This window comes from Rathayibacter sp. VKM Ac-2857 (genome assembly GCF_013205025.1).
Taxonomy (GTDB): Bacteria; Actinomycetota; Actinomycetes; order Actinomycetales; family Microbacteriaceae; genus Rathayibacter.
The window spans coordinates 1391244-1409124 of the sequence record NZ_JABMLE010000002.1; the positions used below are offsets into that span (position 1 = coordinate 1391244).

A 17881-nucleotide genomic window follows, 5' to 3' on the forward strand; every position below is an offset into this window, starting at 1 on the left:
CCCCTCACCCAGGAAAGGTCTCGACGATGAGACGACGCTCCCCGGAGCCCCCTGCCACCGCGCCCCGGCGCCGTGCCCGGTCCCTCTTCCTCTCCGCACTCGCGTGCACGAGCGTCGCCCTCGGAGGCGCCCTCGTCCCCGTCACGGCCCAGGCCGCCGACGCGCCCGCGCCCACTGCGCACTACGACATGTCGCACGCCGGCTCCGCCCTGCTCGACATCTCGGGCAACGGGCGCAACGCGACGCTGACCGGTCTCACCGACGCCTCCTTCGCGGACGCGGGCGGCGACCAGGTCGCCCGCTTCAAGGCCGACGGCTACGCGAGCCTCCCGCAGGGGCTCGTCACGGGCGCCGACAACGCGTTCGCCGTCGAGTACACCGTGAAGACCCAGACCACCGCGAACCAGTTCGGCTGGGTCATCGGCGCCGGCATCGGCCCCTGGAACACCACCCAGCTCGGCAACCACGTCTTCGTGAACCCGCGGAACCCCGACGGCTCCCCCAGCGGCCAGGTCCTCGCCGGCATCCGCGTGAAGGACACCGGCAACGGCGAGACCCGGATGCCCTTCGGCGGCACCCTCAACCCCGGCTTCACCACGCTCACCCTCGTCGGCACCGGCACCGGAGCGAGCACCACGCTCACCCTCTACCGCGACGGCACGCAGATCTCGACGGTCACCGCCGCCAAGTCGATGGCGAGCATCGTCCCGACCGGGAGCACGCTCGGCTACCTCGGCCGCTCGCTCTACTCCGGCGACCCGCTCGTCACCGCCGACGTCACCGACGTCAAGTTCTGGGACACCGCGCTCACCGCGGACCAGGTCGCAGCGAGCATGCCGACCGCCGCTGCGAAGGCCGCCGCGACCTCGGCGCTGCTGCGCCCCGACATCCTGCCCGTGCTCCTGGCCGGCAACCCCTCGCTGACCGCCGTCTCGACGAACCTGACGCTCCCCGCGACCAGCAGCGGCGTCCCGCTCACCTGGACCTCCTCGAACCCCGCGGTCGTCTCCGGCACCGGAGTCGTCTCGCGCTCGATCGCGCAGGACACCCCGGTCACCCTCACGGCGACCACCGCCCAGGGCGCCGTGCTCACCTTCGACGTCGTCGTGCTCGCCCCGCGGATCAACGACGACCTCGACGCGCTGGTGCTCGCCACCCGCACCACCGAGAACCTCCCGCTCGCGGTGAAGGGCGCCAAGAACGGCACCGACATCGTCTGGACCTCGTCCGACCCGGCGCTCGTCACCCCGACCAGCACCTCGTACACCGCCCCGGCGGTCGGCTCGGCCGACCCGTTCCGCGGCGGCGGCGTCGTGACCCGTCCGGCCTACGGCGCGGGCGACAAGCCGGTCACGCTGACCGCGACGGCGACGCTCAACGGCGTCACCGAGACCCGCGCCTTCACCCTCACGGTCGCCGAGCTCGGCCGCACCGCCCCCGACGCGGGCTACGCCTCGGCGTACTTCAAGTCCGACGGCGACGAGAAGATCTACCAGGCGGCGACGTCGGGCAACGACTTCTTCACCTTCTCCCCCGTCAACGACGGCAAGGCGGTCATCACCTCGACGACCGACACCAAGGGCCTGCGCGACCCGTTCATCCTCCGCTCGCACAACGGCGACAAGTACTACATGGTCGCCACCGACCTCTGCATCTCCTGCGGCACCGGCTGGGGCGACGCGCAGTCCAAGGGCAGCCTCAAGATCGAGGTCTGGGAGTCGACCGACCTCGTGAAGTGGACCCGCACCAACGGCGCCGACACCGGCATCACGGTCAACCAGCCGGCCGCCGGCATGACCTGGGCGCCGGAGGCGTACTGGGACGACGCCCTGCAGTCCTACGTGGTCTTCTTCTCCTCGCGCCTCTACTCCGACGCGACGAAGACCAACAGCGACAAGCTCTACTCCCGCGTCTTCTCGGTGATCACCCGCGACTTCCGCACCTTCACCCAGCCGCCCGCCACCTGGCAGGACACCGGCTACGCGCGGATCGACTCGACGATCACCAAGATCGGCGACTACTACTACCGCTTCACCAAGAACGAGGAGGGCGGCGCCGCCGGCACCCTCGAGGCCGGCAAGGACATCTTCCTCGAGAAGTCGACGGTGCTCACCGCGCCGACGACCTCCTCGAACTGGAGCGCCGATCCGACCAAGACCTGGCAGCTGACCGACACCAACATGACCAAGCTCGAGACCGGACAGGACGGTGAGGGACCCGAGATCATCAAGCTGAACGCGGGCGACCCCAACGACACCACCGCGAACGGCGACGGCTACGCCTTCCTCGTCGACAACTACGGTCAGGGCGGCTACAAGGCCTTCGTGACCTCGGGAGCGGCCATCGCGGGCAGCTCGCAGTCGGCTCGCCTGTCGAAGTCGGCCGACTGGAACGTCTCGACCAAGGGCGGCCTCCCGGCCAGCCCGCGGCACGGCGCGTTCGTCAGCGTCCCGCAGACGGTCCTCACCGCGATGAAGAACTGGACCGGCGTCACCGCCGTCGACTCGACCACGACCCTCACCGCCGACGGCCGCACGGTCACGGCGAAGGTCGCGGCGGCCGACAAGGGCGACGTCGCCGGCACCGTCACCTTCACCGGCGGCACCTGGAGCTCGACCGTCGCCCTCTCGGGCGGCTCGGCGAGCGCCGTCGTCCCGGCCGGAGTGAGCGGCGTCACCGCCTCCTACAACGGCTACGCCGACGCACTGGTGCGCACCTCGGCCTCGGCCGCGGTGTCGCTGGACACGCTCGAGCTCGCCCCCGTCGTCTCGACGCGCTGCGTCGCCGGCAAGGTCGTGCTCACCGTCACCGTCAAGAACACCGACACCGCAGCGGCCGACATCACCGTCGAGTCCGCCTACGGCACGAAGGCGTTCCCCTCGGTCGCCCCGGGCTCCTCGGCCTCGGCCGCGTTCACCACGCGCCTCAAGTCGACGCCCGCCGGCACCGTCGCCGTCACCGGCACCTCCCCCGGCCAGCCCGCCTTCGCCGCCACCCTCCCCTACCAGGCGGCCACCTGCTGACCCCCTGACGCCGAGGGCCCCCTCCCGCTCCCCTGCGGAAGGGGGCCTTCGTCGTCCACCCTCCGCGAGATGCCACTTGTGCACGCGACACGCCGTGAGAACTGCGCACAAGTGGCATCTCGCGTGAGGTGCCGGGCGCGGGTCAGGGCAGGTCGAGGCGGAAGCCGACGCCGCGGAGGGTGGTGATCGTCACCGCCGCGCCGAGCTTGCGGCGGAGCGCGAAGACGTGGACGTCGAGGGTGCGGGTGGAGCCGAACCAGTTGCAGTCCCACACCTCGTCGATCAGGGCCTCGCGGGTGAGCACCGCCCCTGGGCGCCTGGCCAGGGCGAGCAGCAGGTCGAACTCCTTCGGCGTCAGGGCGAGCTCCGCCCCGTCGAGGTGCACGCGTCGCGAAGCGGGATCGACGACGACCCGGCCGAGCGACAGGGGCGGCAGCGGGAGGGCGACCGACCGCGCCGCGCCGGTGCCGGCCCTCCTGCTCACCGCGCGGATCCGCGCGATCAAGCCGTGCAGGCCGAACGGCTTGATCACGCAGTCGTCGGCGCCCACTTCGAGTGCGGCGACGGTGTCCGCCTCGTCGCTCCGCGCGGTGACGACGATGATCGGCACCTCGGATCGGCGGCGGAGCATTCGGCAGACGTCGAGCCCGTCCATGTCCGGCAGCCCGAGGTCGAGCAGGACGAGGTCCGCCGGTCCGGACGCCAGCGCCTCCCGGCCGCTCCTCGCGCGGACGACACGGTAGCCGTAGCGCTCGAGCGTGCCGGCCACGCAGTCGGCGATCGAGAGGTCGTCCTCCACGAGCAAGATGAGCACACCTCAGCCTGCCACGGCCGCCACGGCGATCGCTCGACTGTCACGGCGCGACGGGTTCCTTCGAGGAGTGGTGCTCGACGATCTTCCACTCCCCGTCGATCTCCTCGTAGACGAAGGTGAACCGGGCGTGCACGACCTCCCCGGTCGCCGCGAGATCGAACGTGTAGAGGCCGGTGTCGGAGGCGTAGCCGTCGCCGAGATCGCGGACCACGCTCTCGTCGATCGTCCCCGTCGGCCGCTTCTTCAGGAACGCGTCGAAGTAGCCGATGCGCTCGGCGGACGTGTCGAGGACTCCGGGAGCCAGGGTCGGCAGCAGCACCGCGTCCTCCGCGTACAGCGCGTCCACCTCCGCGGGATCGCCGGTCGCGAGCGCCGCGTTCCATTCGTCGAACAGCCCGCGCACCTCGGCGTCGGTGGGTGCCTCAGCGGCAGTCGACGACGCCGCCGCCGCCGTGGAGCCGGCCGGCGCGGTGGCCGCGCTGCACCCGACGAGCACCAGGAGCAGCGCGGCCGGCGGAGCGAGGACAGCGGCGAGACGGCGGGACGAGCGGACACGACGAGACGACATGGCATTCCCTGACGACGAGAGGAGCGGCGGCCCGGCGACGCCGGCGCTCCCACACTCCCGCCCGCCCCGTCAGCGCCCGGTCACCCCCGCGTCACGCCCGGGTCAACGTCTGCTCCCCACCGCGAGATGCCACTTGTGCACGCGACACGCCGACGGAAGCGTGCACAAGTGGCATCTCGCGGGACCGCCAGCGCTGTGGCCGTCTCCGTGCGGGATGGCGGGTTCGAGCGAAGTGGCGGCTTCGGTGCCGGATGGCGCAGACGGATCTAGAAGCCGGATCGCACCGTCACTACGGTATGGCGAACGATCGCTCGACACCTCCCACCCGGCCCGCCTTCCCTCCCTTCCCTGGAGCAGCATGTCTCGACGCCTCACTCGACCGACCGCCGTCCTGACGGCCCTTCTCCTCCTCGGCACGGCCGTCCCCGCAGAGGCCTCGACGACCGGCCCCTCTCCTCTCTCCGATCCGCTCGCGGGCGTCGCGATGGAAGCGCTGCGCGTCCTGCCCGCGGATCCGCAGGCGAGCCGCCCCGCCGCCGTCTACACGATCGTCGACGACCGGGACATCGCGTTCCCGGTCGCGGCGACGCCGTCGCCGGGCACCGAGGGGTCGGCCTACGACCTGCGCACGGCGGCACCGCTCGCCGCGGTCGCCGACGTCGTCCGGGGCCGGACGGGTCTCGTGCGCTGCTCGCAGGTCGACGCCGCCCCGGACTCGATCCCGGCCGCGTTCGCGCCCCTCTGCCGCGCGGCGAGCGCCGCCGAGACGACCTGGAAGGACGGCCGATCCCTCGGGGTGCCGATCTGGTACGCCCGCGACCTCGACGGAGAACTGGTCTGCATCTCGGGAACGGGAGCGGAATGCCTCACGAGCGAGCCCGGCATCGATCCGGCGGCGGGTGCCGATCGCTGGCGCGTGTCCTCCGCTCGGTGCAGCTCCGCGCCGGCGGAATCCCCCCTGATGCAGGCCTGCAATCGGCTCCGCGCCGCTCTCGTCGACTCCGGGCACCGGACGGCGCAGCGAGCGCACGAGCGCCAGTACGCGCGGATGGATCGTCTCTTCTCCCTCGGGTTGAACGACGCGAGACTCGGAGCGGAGGCGGCGCTCAACGGGAGGATCGCCGCCCTCGAGTCGCGGATCCGGGGCGCGATCGTCGAGCAGAGGAGCGTGTGCAATCCGCTCTGGTTGGTCCTCAGTCTCGGGATCACCAGCGCTTTCTGCACCACGGTCGGTCATGACGTGAAGACGCTCGAGGCGGAGCGGGACGCCGTCAAGAAGGAGCACGACGCCCGGGTCGGCGAGGCGCAGGCGGCACTCCGGGCACGGATGGCGGAGGACTGGCACGAGCTGCACCGCACCTGGGCGGGCGAGGACCCCACCGGCTTCGCGGCTCTGCTCCGGGTCGAGAGCAAGGAGCTGTCCGAGTTGAAGGCGACGGAGGAGGAGTACCGGCGCGCCGCCGACAGCGACGAGCAGGAGTTCCGCGCGCTGCAGCAGCAGTGGCTCCACGAGCGCAGCGTGGTCGGGGAGGCGGAGAAGATCCCGCTGATCGGGCCGATGATCCGGCACATCGAGGACTACGAGGAGAATCCGAGCAGCACCAACCTCCGCCGCATCTTCCTCGGAGCGCTCGGCCCGGTGGGCGAGACCATCGAGGGCGGCGTGGAGCTCACCGCCGAGACCTCGCTGAAGTCCGGCGAGCAGCGCTTCCTCTCGGACGCGCTGCACGAGATCGGAGGGAAGGACGACTTCGGCACCACGCTCGAGAGCCTCGCCGCCGACTTCTCGAAGGACCTCGGCGACGAGGCGGTGGAGGGCGTCCGCGAGAGCGGCCTCTGGAGCGAGGCACCCGGGTCCGACGCGCCGCCGGAGTCGCAGTACCAGGACTTCGGGCAGCTCCTCGCTCGGTCCTCGCGGATGACTCCTGACGCGACGTCGAAGTGGCTCCTCGCGAGCGGGCCGCTCAGCGACAAGCTCGGGATCGACGGCACGAAGCGGTTCCCCGTCCTCAGCGGCACCAGCGCCGATCTGCGTCTCGCGGCAGGGCAGGTCGCCTTCGAGCGCGGGGTGGAGGAGGTCTTCACGCACGCGTTCGGCACGGACTACGAGCAGGTCGCGCGGAAGAATTCCGCCTGGATGAACGCGGAGGCGCGGCTCATCACGGCGGAGATGCTGAAGGTCGTGACGGATTCCGCCTATCTCGAGCAGATCAGCCCGACGTGGGTCGCCTCCGACACCCTGGGCGATCGGCCCGCCGCCTTCGTCTACGACGACGATCAGAGCGCGATCCTGCTCAACAAGGACCGCATGAGCTTCACCGACGGTGCCGCGAACCCGGAGTTCGCCAAGTTCTACCTCGAGGAGCTCGGTCACTCGCTGAACTGGTGGCGCTGCCAGATCTTCGACGTCGAGGTGAAGTACTGCGAGGTTCCGGGCGACGCCGGTGCGCGCTTCCGCGACGCCGTGATGCTGAGCACGCCGGCGACCGATCCCGAATTCGCCGCCGCGGTCGCGGATCTTCCGGCTCACGACCAGGAGAGCACGGCGATGGTCCGGTTCTCCGGCGGCTCGACCGCGCACCTGGAGGGCTGGAACTCCTACAGCTCCCTCAACTCGCACATCTCCGGGAAGGGCCGGTTCAGCTTCCTCCTGCGGGCGGGGATCGAGCTCTCCTCCGAGTATCCCGGGGTGAGCGACGAGTTCGACCTGGAGATGTCGGTCGGCGCTCCGTCGATGACCAGGAGCGGCAATCCGTGGGTCACCTCTCCGAACGGGACGTGCGAGGTCCGGCAGCTCGCCGCCAAGGAGGACTGCAACGTCCCCACGATGTCGATCGCCTTCTCCTTCCGCGACTCGATCAACTACTCGCTCCTGGGGGCGCCGCGGGTGCGGGACAGCCGGCTCGCGAGCGCAGGGGTCAACCTCTCCCCGGCGATCGTGCGCAAGCACGGCGTCCGGCTCTACTTCCAGCCCAAGCCCGGAGAGCCCGACGCGTGGCGGTTCCTGCCCGGCCACTCGATCTACTTCAAGGAGTTCTCACTGGCCGCCGACGGCAAGATCGACGGCACGAAGATGCTCGACACGTTCGCCGGCAAGCGGATGCCGGCTCCGCACCGGCTCGACGTCGCCGGGAAGGCGACCGTCGAGGGCAGCTACATCGTGGAGATCGCCACCCGCGAGAAGTCCGCGCTGGACCGCTGGCTCGCCCTCGACGTCTCGTCCGCGCTGCTCGGCTGCGCCGGCGGCGTCGTCTTCGCGGTCGTCGCGGAGCAGGACCCGATCACGAGCTGCCACGTCGGGTCCGATCTCGTCGAGGGGGTCGAGACCGCCGTGGAGGCGACGGACCCGCGGCTCACCAGCTTCCTGACCTCCAACGCCTCCGTCGCCGTGCCCCTCTCCGTGGAGTACAAGGCCACGCGAGCGGCGGGACGCGCCACCGAGCTCCCGGCGGACGTCCCGCCGCCGAAGCCCGGAGCGGTGGAGATGTGGGAGCTGGGTCCGCCTCCGGCCGCCGCCGCGCACTCCGCCGAGCAGGTCTCCTCCCTGAGGACGAAGGCGAGCACTGCACTGAAGAAGATGAAGTCGGTGTCCTTCACCGGCCTGGCCGTCTTCCGCCCCCGCATCAGCTGGACCCTCGCGACGCGCTCGCTGCACCTCGGCACCCACTCGCTCCCCACCGCCAACCTCATCGAGTAGCGCCCGTCTCTCCCCTCCGCGAGATGCCACTTGTGCACGCGACACGCCGTGTAAAGCGTGCACAAGTGGCATCTCGCGGAGGGGGTCAGCCCGTGGGACGGGTCAGCTCGTCGGGGTCAGGAGGTCGGCGTGGTGCACGGCCGCGACGTTGGGGTGCGCGCGCAGGCGGTAGCGCAGCGCGTTCTCGCCGTAGGTCTCGAGGATCGGGCTGTTGGTCGGGTCGACCGAGAGGCCGGACTTGAGCTCCTCCGGCAGCGGCAGCGACGGCATGGTCGAGTCGAGCGAGGGGTTGAAGAAGAACGGGATCGAGATGCGGTCGGTGCCGATCAGCGGCGAGATCACGCGGTGCAGCGTCGCCTTGAGGTAGCCGCCGGTCGCCAGCTCGAGCATCTCGCCGATGTTGACGACGAACGCCCCGGGCAGCGCCGGCGCCTCGATCCACGAGCCGTCGTGCTCGACCTGGAGGCCGCCCTTGCCGGGCTCGACCAGCAGCAGGGTCAGCACGCCGCCGTCGCGGTGCGCGCCGACGCCCTGCTTGGGCTCGGGGTCGGAGGTGCCGGGGTAGCGGACGACCTTGACCAGCGAGAACGGCTTCTCGGCGAACGCCTCATCGAAGACGTCGGCCGGAGCGTCGAGCGCCACGGCCCAGGTGCGCAGCAGGCGGATGGCCACCGCGGCGAGCTCCTCGTGCCAGCGCTCGAAGACGGTGCGGAACTCCGGCAGCGACTCCGGCCAGAGGTTCGGCCCCTCGAGGCGCTGGTAGTCCGGCACGTCGGCGCCGGCCGGCACGGTCTCGCGGTCGATGCTGATGTCGACCTGCTCGCGGTAGTCGACGTCGCCGTTGGTGAGCTCGGCGCCGAAGCGGGTGTAGCCGCGGAACTGCGGGCTGGCCGTGTTCTCGATCGCGAGCTTCTCCTCCTCGGAGAGCTCGAAGAAGCGGCGGGAGACGGCGACCACGTCGTCGAGGAGGTCCTGCGGCACACCGTGGCCGACGAGGTAGAAGAAGCCCACGTCGTGCGTGGTCTCGCGGAGATCGCGGCGGAACGCGGCGGCTTCCTCCTCTCCCTGGTCGAGGCGGGAGAGGTCGAGGATCGGCAGGGAATCGGTCATGGGGAAAGCCTTGCGCAGTTCGCCTTCTCCGGAGCCATTGTTACGACAACTAAATGCGAAGACCCAGCCTGCGCCCGGGACCGAGGTCTCCGGGCGCAGGCTGGGCCCACGGACGCCGCCGAGTGTTACGGCGTCGGCATGCCGCCGTTCACGTGCAGCGTCTCGCCGACGACGTAGCTCGACTCGGGCGAGGCGAGGAACACGTAGGCCGGAGCGAGCTCCGCGGGCTGGCCCCAGCGGCCGAGCGGCGTCTGCTTGCCGACCTCGGGCAGTTTCTCCGGCGGCTGGCCGCCGGCGGTCTGCAGCGGGGTCCAGATCGGACCGGGTGCGACGACGTTCACGCGGATGCCCTTGGGCGCGAGCTGCTGCGAGAGCGCCTTCGAGAACGTGTTGATCGTGGCCTTGGTGGAGGCGTAGTCGACCAGCGTCGGCGACGGCTGGTAGGCCTGGATCGACGAGGTGCTGATGATCGCGGAACCCGGGGCGAGGTGCGGCACGGCCGCCTTCGTCATCCAGAACATCGCGTAGACGTTGGTCTTGAAGGTCTCGTCGAACTGCTCGTCGGAGAGCTCGAGGAAGTCCTCGACCGACTGCTGCTTGCCCGCGTTGTTGACGAGGATGTCGAGCCCGCCGAGGCCCTCGACGGCCTTCGCGACGGCGCCGACCGCGAAGTCGTGGTCGGTGATGTCGCCGGGGATGGCGACGGCGGTGCGGCCGGCCTCCTCGATGAGGGCGACGACCTTCTTCGCGTCGGACTCCTCCTCGGGCAGGTAGACGATCGCGACGTCGGCGCCCTCGCGGGCGTAGGCGATGGCGACGGCCGCGCCGATGCCGGAGTCGCCTCCGGTGATGAGCGCCTTGCGGCCCTCGAGGCGGCCGGAGCCGCGGTAGGTCGACTCGCCGCGGTCGGCGAGGTCGTCCATCTTCGAGTCCAGGCCGGAGCCCTCCTGGTACTGCTCCTCGGTGTCGATGTCGGCGAACATCTTCGAGGGGTCCTGGAACGTGTACTGGTCAGTCGTGTTCTCGGAAGTCATGACTCCGACGCTAGGCGCGGGCACGACGGCAGCGCGCGTGGTTGACAGCTCAGGATCGGCGCGGCAGAGATGATGCCCAGCCCGCACTCAGGTCCGGCACTGCACTCGTGACCGGAGGGATGCCCGCCGCGCCGCGTTCCGGGAGAATGGCCGGGTGACCCGCGACGACGCCCCGGCCTTCGACCCCACCGCACCGCTGCCCGGCTGGCAGCACGCCTACTCCGGCAAGGTGCGCGACCTCTACACCCCCGACGACGCGGACCCGGTGCTCGGCGCCGACCGGATGCTCGTGGTCGCCAGCGACCGGGTCAGCGCCTTCGACACGATCCTCGAGCCCGGCATCCCCGGCAAGGGCGAGCTGCTGACCGAGCTGTCGCTGTGGTGGTTCGGCCAGCTGGCCGACGTGCCCAACCACCTCCTCGCCGGCGAGATCCCCGAGCCCGTCCGCGGCCGCGCGATGCTCGTGACGTCGCTCGACATGTTCCCGATCGAGTGCGTCGTGCGCGGCTACCTCTCCGGCAGCGGCCTCAAGGAGTACCGGGCGACCGGCGCCGTCTGCGGCGTGGCCCTCCCCGAGGGCCTGGAGGACGGTGACGTCCTGCCCGAGCCGATCTACACCCCCGCCTGGAAGGCGCCGCAGGGCGAGCACGACGAGAACATCTCGTTCGAGCGCACCGTCGAGATCGTCGGCGAGGAGGCGGCGGAAGCCCTGCGCACCCTCTCGCTGCACGTCTACCGGGAGGCGGCCGCGATCGCGCTGCGCAGCGGCGTCATCCTCGCGGACACCAAGTTCGAGTTCGGCGTCGACCGCGCGACCGGTGTCGTCACCCTCGGCGACGAGGTGCTGACGAGCGACTCCTCGCGCTACTGGGACGCGGTCGAGTACGACGCGGGCGTGCGCGGGCAGTCCTTCGACAAGCAGATCGTCCGCGACTGGCTCGCCGACAACTGGGACGGTCAGGGCGAGCCGCCGCGGCTGCCGCACGAGATCGTCGTCCGCACCGCAGGCCGCTACCGCGAGCTGATCGAGCGCCTCACGCGCTGAGCACGCGGCCCCGAGGGCTCAGGCCGTGCGCTCGCGCGACGACGGCCCGCCCTCGAAGATCCGGGAGAGCCCCTCGAGCACCTCGGCGAAGCGCACCGACTCGGCGTCCGAGACGCCGTCGGTGAGCGTGCGGACCTCGCCGTAGACCTGCTCATCGGTCTCGCCGAGCGCCGTCTCCGCCCGAGTGGTCAGGCAGAGGATCCGGCCGCGGCCGTCGGAGGGGTCGAGCACGCGGTCCACGTAGCCGGCCCGGGAGAGCCGGTCCACGAGGATCGAGACGGCGGCCGTCGTCAGCCCGATCGCGCCGGCCAGATCGACGGCGCGCACGATCTCGCTGCGGAGCGCGCCCGTCCCGATCAGCCGGAGGGCGGCCAGGTCGGTCGCGCCGATGCCGAGGCGGCGCTCGACGCGCGCGTCGTAGCTGCGCTCCTCGGTCCGCAGTCGCGCCAGCAGAGCGAACAGATCGGGTCGAGAGGTCATGGGGTCGCGCCTTCCAGAACGGCAGGCGCCCCGGCCGGGAACTCGCTGCATCCATGGAATCACGTCTCCGCGCCCCGCGGGCGCTATCCCCGAAACGCACCCGTCGACGGCCAATTAGCTAACCGATTTAGTCAATAAAGTAGGCTGTTCTCCGGCGTGACCCCTTCCGGCGCGCCTGCAACGGCGGAGGAGAATCGACGATGGGACGCCTGCTGTACGGGGCACCGGCGAGCGCGCACCGGTTCGAGGACCGCACCCTCGCGCACCTGCAGAGCGTGATCACCGCCCGGTTCCGCCGCGGCGAGGGCTTCCTGCTCACCACCACCGACGAGGACGGCCGCCCGGCCGAGCTCTGGCTGCACCCCGCCATCGCCACGCGCTACGAGTACGACGGGGCGGAACGGCACGACCTCAATCCGCACTGGCTGCGCGCGCTGACCGCGGCCTCGCACGGCCGGTTCGGGCTGCACGCCCTCCCCGAGGTCGAGAACGCCCCCGACCCCCGCGCGCGGAGGACCACCGCGTGAGCGACCACAACGGCACCCTCTTCCGCCGCGGCGGCACGGTCCGCTTCGTCCGCTGGGTGTCCGCCCGCGACGGCGGCTGGGCTCCCGAGATCGTGCAGGGTCGCTACCTCGAGCGCGACGACGCCGGCTGGCTCGTCGAGATCGAGGGCACGCCCACCCTGCTGACCAAGGACGACTGGGCCGTCTACCGCTGATCCGAGGGCATCGGACCCGGCGCCGCGTAGTGTGGCGAGAGTGCCTTCCGTCGACCGCCGCGGCATCACCTCGGCTCCGTTCCTCCTGACCACCGTCGGCACGACCGCGCTCGTGTTCCTCGCCGCGTTCGAGTCGCTCGCGGTCACGACGATCATGCCGATCATCAGCGCCGACCTCGACGGCCGCGCGCTCTACCCGCTCGCCTTCGCGGCCACCCTCGCGGCGGCGGTCGTCGGCATGGTGGCCGCGGGATCCTCGGCCGATCGCCGCGGGCCGACTCCGGCGCTGATCGCGGCGATCCTGCTCTTCACGCTCGGCCTGATCGCGGCCGGAACGGCGACGTCGATGGAGGTCTTCGTCGGCGCGCGGCTGCTGCAGGGGCTCGGCAGCGGAGGGATCACCGTCACGCTCTACGTGCTGGTCGCGCGGGTCTTCCCCGCCGAGCTGCACCCGCGGATCTTCGGCGCCTTCGCCGCGGCCTGGGTGGTGCCCTCGCTGGTCGGGCCGCTCGCGGCCGGCCTCGTCGCCGAGCTGACCAGCTGGCACTGGGTGTTCCTGGGCGTCGTGGCGCTGGTGGCCGTGGCGAGCGCGGTCATCGCGCCGACCCTGCGCGCGCTCGAGCCGCAGGAGCTGCGGCCCTTCGACCGGAGCGCGATCGGCCGCGTCGTCCGCGCCGTCGTGGTGGCCGCCGCCGTCGTCGTGCTGAGCACGAGCGCCGAGATCGCTCCGGACGCGGCGGGCGTGGTCGCCGCAGGCGCGATCACCGTGGTGATCCTCGCGGTCCGGGCCCTGCTGCCGGTCGGCACGCTTCGGGCGCGCGGCGTCCTGCCGTCGACGATGCTCCTGCGGGCCCTGGTCGCGGCCGCCTTCTTCGGCACCGAGGTCTACCTGCCGCTGCTGCTCAGCGAGCAGTACGGACTCCCGCCGTGGCTGTCCGGCGTCGCGCTCACCGCCGGCGCCGTCTCCTGGGCGCTGGGGTCGCAGCTGCAGGGCCGCCCGGGCACCCGACTCTCGCACGGCGGCGCGATGCGGCTCGGCACGGGTCTGCTGCTGGCCGGCATCCTGGTCGTGCTGCTGACGGTCGTGCTCGCGCTGTCGCCGATCGTCGCCGGAGCCGGCTGGTTCCTCGCGGGTGGCGGGATGGGCGCGATGTTCCCGAGGATGGGAACGCTGACGCTCGGCCTCTCGGCGCCGGGGCGCGAGGGCTTCAACAGCTCGGCGCTGCAGATCGCCGACTCGACGGGAGGCTCGGTCTCGCTCGCGCTGACCGGGCTGCTGGCCGCCGCCGTCACCGGACTGATCGGGAGTGGCGTTGCCGTCTTCACGGCCACCTTCGTCTACGGCGCCCTGATCGCCGTCGCGGCGGTGGCGCTGGCGATCCGGCTCAGCGGGCTCCTCCGGCTCGAGGGCCGGGAGGAGCCCGCCGCGCAGGCTCAGCTGTAGAGCGACTCCGGCACGTCGAGCCCGTAGATCGCGCGGCCCGAGCTCCAGATCACCGAGCAGGCGGCGCGCAGCAGATCGGTCTCGTCGGAGCCGGCGTCGACGATCACGACGGAGTCGCCGTCGAGCCGCACCTTCGCCGAGCGCACCGAGTGCGTGCCGTTCCGGGCGACGACCGTCGCCGGGTACGGCGCGTCCAGCTCGCGCAGGTCCGCGAGGATGTAGGTCGGCCGCAGCTTCGGCTCGGCCGCGAGCAGCTGCTTCGCCCGGTCGATGCCGGTCAGCACGAGCACGCTCTCCATGCCGGAGGTGTTCGCTCCCGCGATGTCGGTGTCGAGCCGGTCGCCGATGAACAGCGGATTCGTCGAGCCGAACCGCGCGGTCGCCGCGTCGAAGATCGCGCGCTCCGGCTTGCCGGCGACGACGGGCAGGCGCCCGACCGCGGTGTGCACGGCGGAGACCAGCGTGCCGTTGCCCGGAGCGATGCCGCGGGCCACCGGGATCGTCCAGTCGGTGTTGGTCGCGACCCACGGGATGCCGGTGTGCAGCGCGAACGACGCCTCGGCCAGCTCGGTCCAGCCGACGGACTGCGCGAAGCCCTGGATGACGGCGGCCGGCGAGTCCTCCGCGCTGCGGGTGACGGTGAAGCCGGCCCGCTCGACCTCGGTGGTGAGGCCCTCCCCGCCGACGACCAGCACGGTCGAGCCGGCCGGGATCAGATCGACGAGCAGCACGACGGCGGCCTGCGGCGAGGTGACGACGTCCTCCGGGCGCACGGCGAGGCCGAGGTCCGACAAGTGGCCGGCCACGGAGACGTCGGTGCGCGAGGCGTTGTTGGTGATGTAGCCGACGCGGACGGTCTCGGCCGCGCGGTTCAGGCTCTCGACGGCGTGCGGGATCGCATCGGCGCCCTTGTAGACGACCCCGTCGAGATCGGCGAGGACGCAGTCGCGCCCGTCGAGAGGGCTGGGCTCAGGCTTCGGGCTTCGGAACATCGGCGCCGTCCTCCTCGGTGTCGGTGGGGGTGGTGTCGGGGGTGTGCTCGGCGGGAGCCTCGTCGAGCGGGGCGTCTTCAGCCGGGGCGTCCTCGCCGGAGGGCGCGTCTTCGGCGGTGTCCTCGGCGGCGGCGTCCTCAGCGGACGGCGCATCGTCGGCGGCGTCCTCGACGGACAGCGCCTCGGGCGTCGCGTCGGCGAGAGCCTCCTCGAAGTCCGCCTCGGTCACGTCGTCGAGCGCGGCCTGGTGCTCGATGGCGTCCGCGGCCGTCGTCTCGGCGGCTGCATCGGAGTCGGCGGGTGCGTCGGAGTCAGGCGCCGCGTCGGACTTGTCGGACTGATCGGGCTCATCGATCTCGGAGGGCTCGTCGGTCGCGTCGATCTCGGGAGCGTCCTGCTCCGCGAGCTCGGCCGAGTCGGGGTCGAGGCTGTCGTCCTCGTCGTCGAGCTCCGCGGAGTCGAGCTCCACCGAGTCGTCGAGCTCCACCGAGACGTCCAGCTCCGCAGAGTCGTCGAGATCGTCGTCGAGATCGTTCGCGTCGTCGGCCTCGGAGGACGCGTCGACAGCGACAAGCTCCGAGAGCTCGGCGCGTGAAGCGGGCACGTACTCGCCCTCCTCCTCGACGACCTCGATCGTCTCGTCGTCGCCACCGCCCTCGGCCGCGAAGACGGCGCGCGCGGCGATGTCCGCACGGCGCTGCCACTCGGCGGCCTCCTCGGCGCGGCCGACCTCGTCGAGGACGAGCGCGTACGCGGCGAAGAGGTCGGGGCTGTAGGAGAAGGCGCGGTCGGGGTCGAGCTGCGGGATCTCGAGCTCCATCAGCGCCAGCTCGCCCTGACCGAGGTCGAGGCGCGCTCCGGACATCGCGATGGCCAGCGACACCTGGGCGCCCGGGCTCAGCGTGCTGCGGTCCACGGAGCGGCCGAGCTCGAGCGCCTTGTCGGGGCGTCCGACTCCACGCTCGCTGTCGACCATCAGCGGGACCTGCTCGTCCGAGCCCGAGATCCGCCGGTAGGTGCGCAGCTCGCGCAGCGCGAGAGCGAAGTCACCGGTCGCATAGGCCGAGATGGCGAGCGACTCGCGGACGACCGCGATCCGGCCGGCTCGGCGCGCAGCGGAGAGCACGTGGCGGTGCGCGAGCTCCGGGTCCTCCTCCAGCAGGCGGCCGGCCATCACCAGGTGACGCGCGACCCACTCCGCGTTGTCCTTGGACAGCGTGCGCAGCTCGTTGCGGGCGACCTTGTCCAGATCCTTCGCCTGGACGTCGTCCGGCAGATCGGGGTCGTCGTGCCGGGGCCGCACCGACTGGAGGGAGCGACGCTCGCGCTCCTCCTCGGTGAGCTCCGGTTCCTCGCGCGGAGCACCGCGACCGGCGTACCCGCCGCCGAATCCACCGCGGCCGCCCGCACGATCGCCGCCGCCCCGGCGGTCGTCGAAGCGCCCGCCGCGGGAGTCACCGTCACGGGAAGGACGGAAGTCGCCGTCACGACGCGGACGGGAATCAAAATCACGAGAAGGACGCGCATCGCCATCACGACGGGGACGAGAGTCACCGTCACGAGAGGGACGGAAGTCGCCGTCACGACGCGGACGGGAATCACCATCACGAGAAGGACGCGCATCGCCATCACGGCGAGGACGAGAGTCACCATCACGAGAAGGACGCGCATCGCCGTCACGACGAGGACGAGAGTCACCGTCACGAGAGGGACGGAAGTCACCCTCACGACGCGGACGGGAATCACCATCACGAGAAGGACGCACATCGCCGTCACGACGGGGACGAGAGTCTCCGTCACGGGACAGACGAGCATCGCCGTCACGACGGGGACGAGAGTCACCATCGCGAGAGGGACGGAAGTCACCCTCGCGACGGGGACGGGAGTCACCGTCACGAGAAGGACGGGAGTCACCGTCACGGCGAGGACGAGAGTCTCCATCACGGGAAGGTCGGAAGTCACCCTCACGACGAGGACGAGAGTCACCATCGCGAGAAGGACGGGCGTCACCGTCGCGACGCGGACGGGAGTCACCGTCACGAGAAGGACGGAACTCTCCCTCACGACGAGGACGGGAATCGCCGTCACGAGAAGGACGCGCGTCGCCGGCCCGAGGCGGGCGGGCATCACCGTCGCGGCGCGGACGAGAGTCGCCACCCGAGTACGGACGCGAGTCGCCGTCGCGGCGCGGACGGGAGTCTCCACCACGATCAGGGCGTCCGGCGCCGTCACGACGAGGGGCGTCGGAGCGCGAACCGGAATCGTTCGAGCGGTACGGCCGGGAGTCTCCACCGCGAGCGGGTCGGTCGCCGTCGCGAGCTCCACCCCGCGGGGCGGAGGAGCGATCGCCGCCGGCGGCACGGGGCGGGCGCTCGTCGCGCCGGTCCTGTCCGCGGTCGTTGCGGTCGGGTGCTGCGTCGTCCATGCGTTCCTCGCCTGTCGTGATGGAGCTCTGTGGAGTTGACCCGCTTGGAGGCGGGGATCGGCGACCCGTGAGTCACCAGCCACCACCCTAACCCGCACCGCGGCGGATGCCACGGGGGTCGAGATGATGGGTCTTCCGGTTCCGTCTGGGGAACCTCTGGTTAAACAGCGATGGCCACCCATTTCTGGGTGGCCATCGTGAATTGGTGTCCGGCGGTGTCCTACTCTCCCACAGGGTCCCCCCTGCAGTACCATCGGCGCTGAGAGTCTTAGCTTCCGGGTTCGGAATGTGACCGGGCGTTTCCCTCTCGCTATGGCCGCCGTAACCCTTCTAGACACATCCACTCGCCGTAGCGTGGTGGTGGTCAAATCTGGGTCACACGTCATGCGTGTGTTCTGTTGTCCGCCCCGAAGGTGCGGTGTGCAGATCGTGTCTTTGCGAACACGACCCACGGTATGGAGCCCGTATTCTGGGAACCACAAAGTGGACGCAAGCAATCTCTGACCACTCCTACCAGCCTTTACAACG

At 71.2% G+C, this 17881-nt stretch carries 14 protein-coding genes and 1 rRNA gene; 7 read left to right on the forward strand and 8 right to left on the reverse strand.

Annotated elements, in window-relative coordinates; all coding sequences use genetic code 11:
- Nucleotides 1–26 precede the first annotated feature (26 nt).
- Nucleotides 27–3023, forward strand: coding sequence for an immunoglobulin-like domain-containing protein (locus HQQ86_RS13510; RefSeq protein ID WP_173288702.1), 2997 nt, complete (start codon nucleotides 27–29; stop codon nucleotides 3021–3023).
- Nucleotides 3024–3165: 142 nt separating this feature from the next.
- Here the strand turns inward: HQQ86_RS13510 and HQQ86_RS13515 are convergent, their stop codons facing one another.
- Both HQQ86_RS13515 and HQQ86_RS13520 read right to left on the reverse strand, forming a co-directional pair.
- On the reverse strand, nucleotides 3166–3837 hold the full coding sequence (locus HQQ86_RS13515; protein WP_173288703.1) for a response regulator transcription factor: 672 nt from the start codon (nucleotides 3835–3837) through the stop codon (nucleotides 3166–3168).
- Nucleotides 3838–3877: 40 nt separating this feature from the next.
- On the reverse strand, nucleotides 3878–4405 hold the full coding sequence (locus HQQ86_RS13520; protein WP_173288704.1) for an SgcJ/EcaC family oxidoreductase: 528 nt from the start codon (nucleotides 4403–4405) through the stop codon (nucleotides 3878–3880).
- A gap of 358 nt (nucleotides 4406–4763) precedes the next feature.
- Here HQQ86_RS13520 and HQQ86_RS13525 point away from each other — a divergent pair, with 358 nt between their 5' ends.
- Complete coding sequence (locus HQQ86_RS13525) at nucleotides 4764–8102, forward strand: hypothetical protein (RefSeq protein ID WP_173288705.1); 3339 nt, start codon at nucleotides 4764–4766, stop codon at nucleotides 8100–8102.
- Nucleotides 8103–8204: 102 nt separating this feature from the next.
- Here HQQ86_RS13525 and HQQ86_RS13530 read toward each other — a convergent pair whose 3' ends face one another.
- On the reverse strand, nucleotides 8205–9212 hold the full coding sequence (locus HQQ86_RS13530; protein WP_173288706.1) for an isopenicillin N synthase family oxygenase: 1008 nt from the start codon (nucleotides 9210–9212) through the stop codon (nucleotides 8205–8207).
- Between the two features lie 125 nt (nucleotides 9213–9337).
- Complete coding sequence (locus HQQ86_RS13535) at nucleotides 9338–10246, reverse strand: glucose 1-dehydrogenase (protein WP_173288707.1); 909 nt, start codon at nucleotides 10244–10246, stop codon at nucleotides 9338–9340.
- Between the two features lie 154 nt (nucleotides 10247–10400).
- Between HQQ86_RS13535 and HQQ86_RS13540 the strand changes: the two genes are divergently transcribed.
- Nucleotides 10401–11291, forward strand: coding sequence for a phosphoribosylaminoimidazolesuccinocarboxamide synthase (locus HQQ86_RS13540; protein ID WP_173288708.1), 891 nt, complete (start codon nucleotides 10401–10403; stop codon nucleotides 11289–11291).
- Nucleotides 11292–11309: 18 nt separating this feature from the next.
- On the opposite strand, the gene HQQ86_RS13545 is transcribed toward HQQ86_RS13540, so the two are convergent.
- On the reverse strand, nucleotides 11310–11771 hold the full coding sequence (locus HQQ86_RS13545) for a MarR family winged helix-turn-helix transcriptional regulator (protein WP_173288709.1): 462 nt from the start codon (nucleotides 11769–11771) through the stop codon (nucleotides 11310–11312).
- Nucleotides 11772–11971: 200 nt separating this feature from the next.
- Between HQQ86_RS13545 and HQQ86_RS13550 the strand changes: the two genes are divergently transcribed.
- From HQQ86_RS13550 to HQQ86_RS13560, 3 genes are read left to right on the forward strand one after another with little or no spacing between them, the layout of a single operon-like run.
- The gene (locus HQQ86_RS13550) at nucleotides 11972–12298 is read left to right on the forward strand and encodes a hypothetical protein (protein WP_173288710.1); all 327 of its coding nucleotides are present in this window, start codon (nucleotides 11972–11974) and stop codon (nucleotides 12296–12298) included.
- A complete protein-coding gene (locus tag HQQ86_RS13555) occupies nucleotides 12295–12492 on the forward strand; it encodes a hypothetical protein (protein ID WP_173288711.1) in 198 nt (65 codons plus the stop codon). The genes HQQ86_RS13550 and HQQ86_RS13555 overlap by 4 nt, the downstream gene beginning before the upstream one ends.
- 40 nt (nucleotides 12493–12532) lie before the next feature.
- Nucleotides 12533–13936 (forward strand): MFS transporter, encoded by a 1404-nt coding sequence (locus tag HQQ86_RS13560; RefSeq protein WP_367948652.1) that lies wholly within the window; start codon nucleotides 12533–12535, stop codon nucleotides 13934–13936.
- On the opposite strand, the gene HQQ86_RS13565 is transcribed toward HQQ86_RS13560, so the two are convergent.
- Both HQQ86_RS13565 and HQQ86_RS21335 read right to left on the reverse strand, forming a co-directional pair.
- Nucleotides 13927–14928: an HAD-IIA family hydrolase gene (locus tag HQQ86_RS13565; RefSeq protein ID WP_173288712.1), complete on the reverse strand. Its 1002-nt coding sequence runs from the start codon at nucleotides 14926–14928 to the stop codon at nucleotides 13927–13929. The two genes, HQQ86_RS13560 and HQQ86_RS13565, sit on opposite strands and share 10 nt — an antisense overlap.
- On the reverse strand, nucleotides 14906–16231 hold the full coding sequence (locus HQQ86_RS21335) for a hypothetical protein (RefSeq protein ID WP_254071998.1): 1326 nt from the start codon (nucleotides 16229–16231) through the stop codon (nucleotides 14906–14908). The genes HQQ86_RS13565 and HQQ86_RS21335 overlap by 23 nt, the downstream gene beginning before the upstream one ends.
- On the opposite strand from HQQ86_RS21335, the gene HQQ86_RS20945 reads away from it, so the two are divergent.
- Complete coding sequence (locus tag HQQ86_RS20945; protein ID WP_216845366.1) at nucleotides 16217–17392, forward strand: hypothetical protein; 1176 nt, start codon at nucleotides 16217–16219, stop codon at nucleotides 17390–17392. The two genes, HQQ86_RS21335 and HQQ86_RS20945, sit on opposite strands and share 15 nt — an antisense overlap.
- 168 nt (nucleotides 17393–17560) lie before the next feature.
- On the opposite strand, the gene rrf is transcribed toward HQQ86_RS20945, so the two are convergent.
- Nucleotides 17561–17677 (reverse strand): 5S ribosomal RNA (gene rrf / locus HQQ86_RS13580).
- Nucleotides 17678–17881 lie beyond the last annotated feature (204 nt).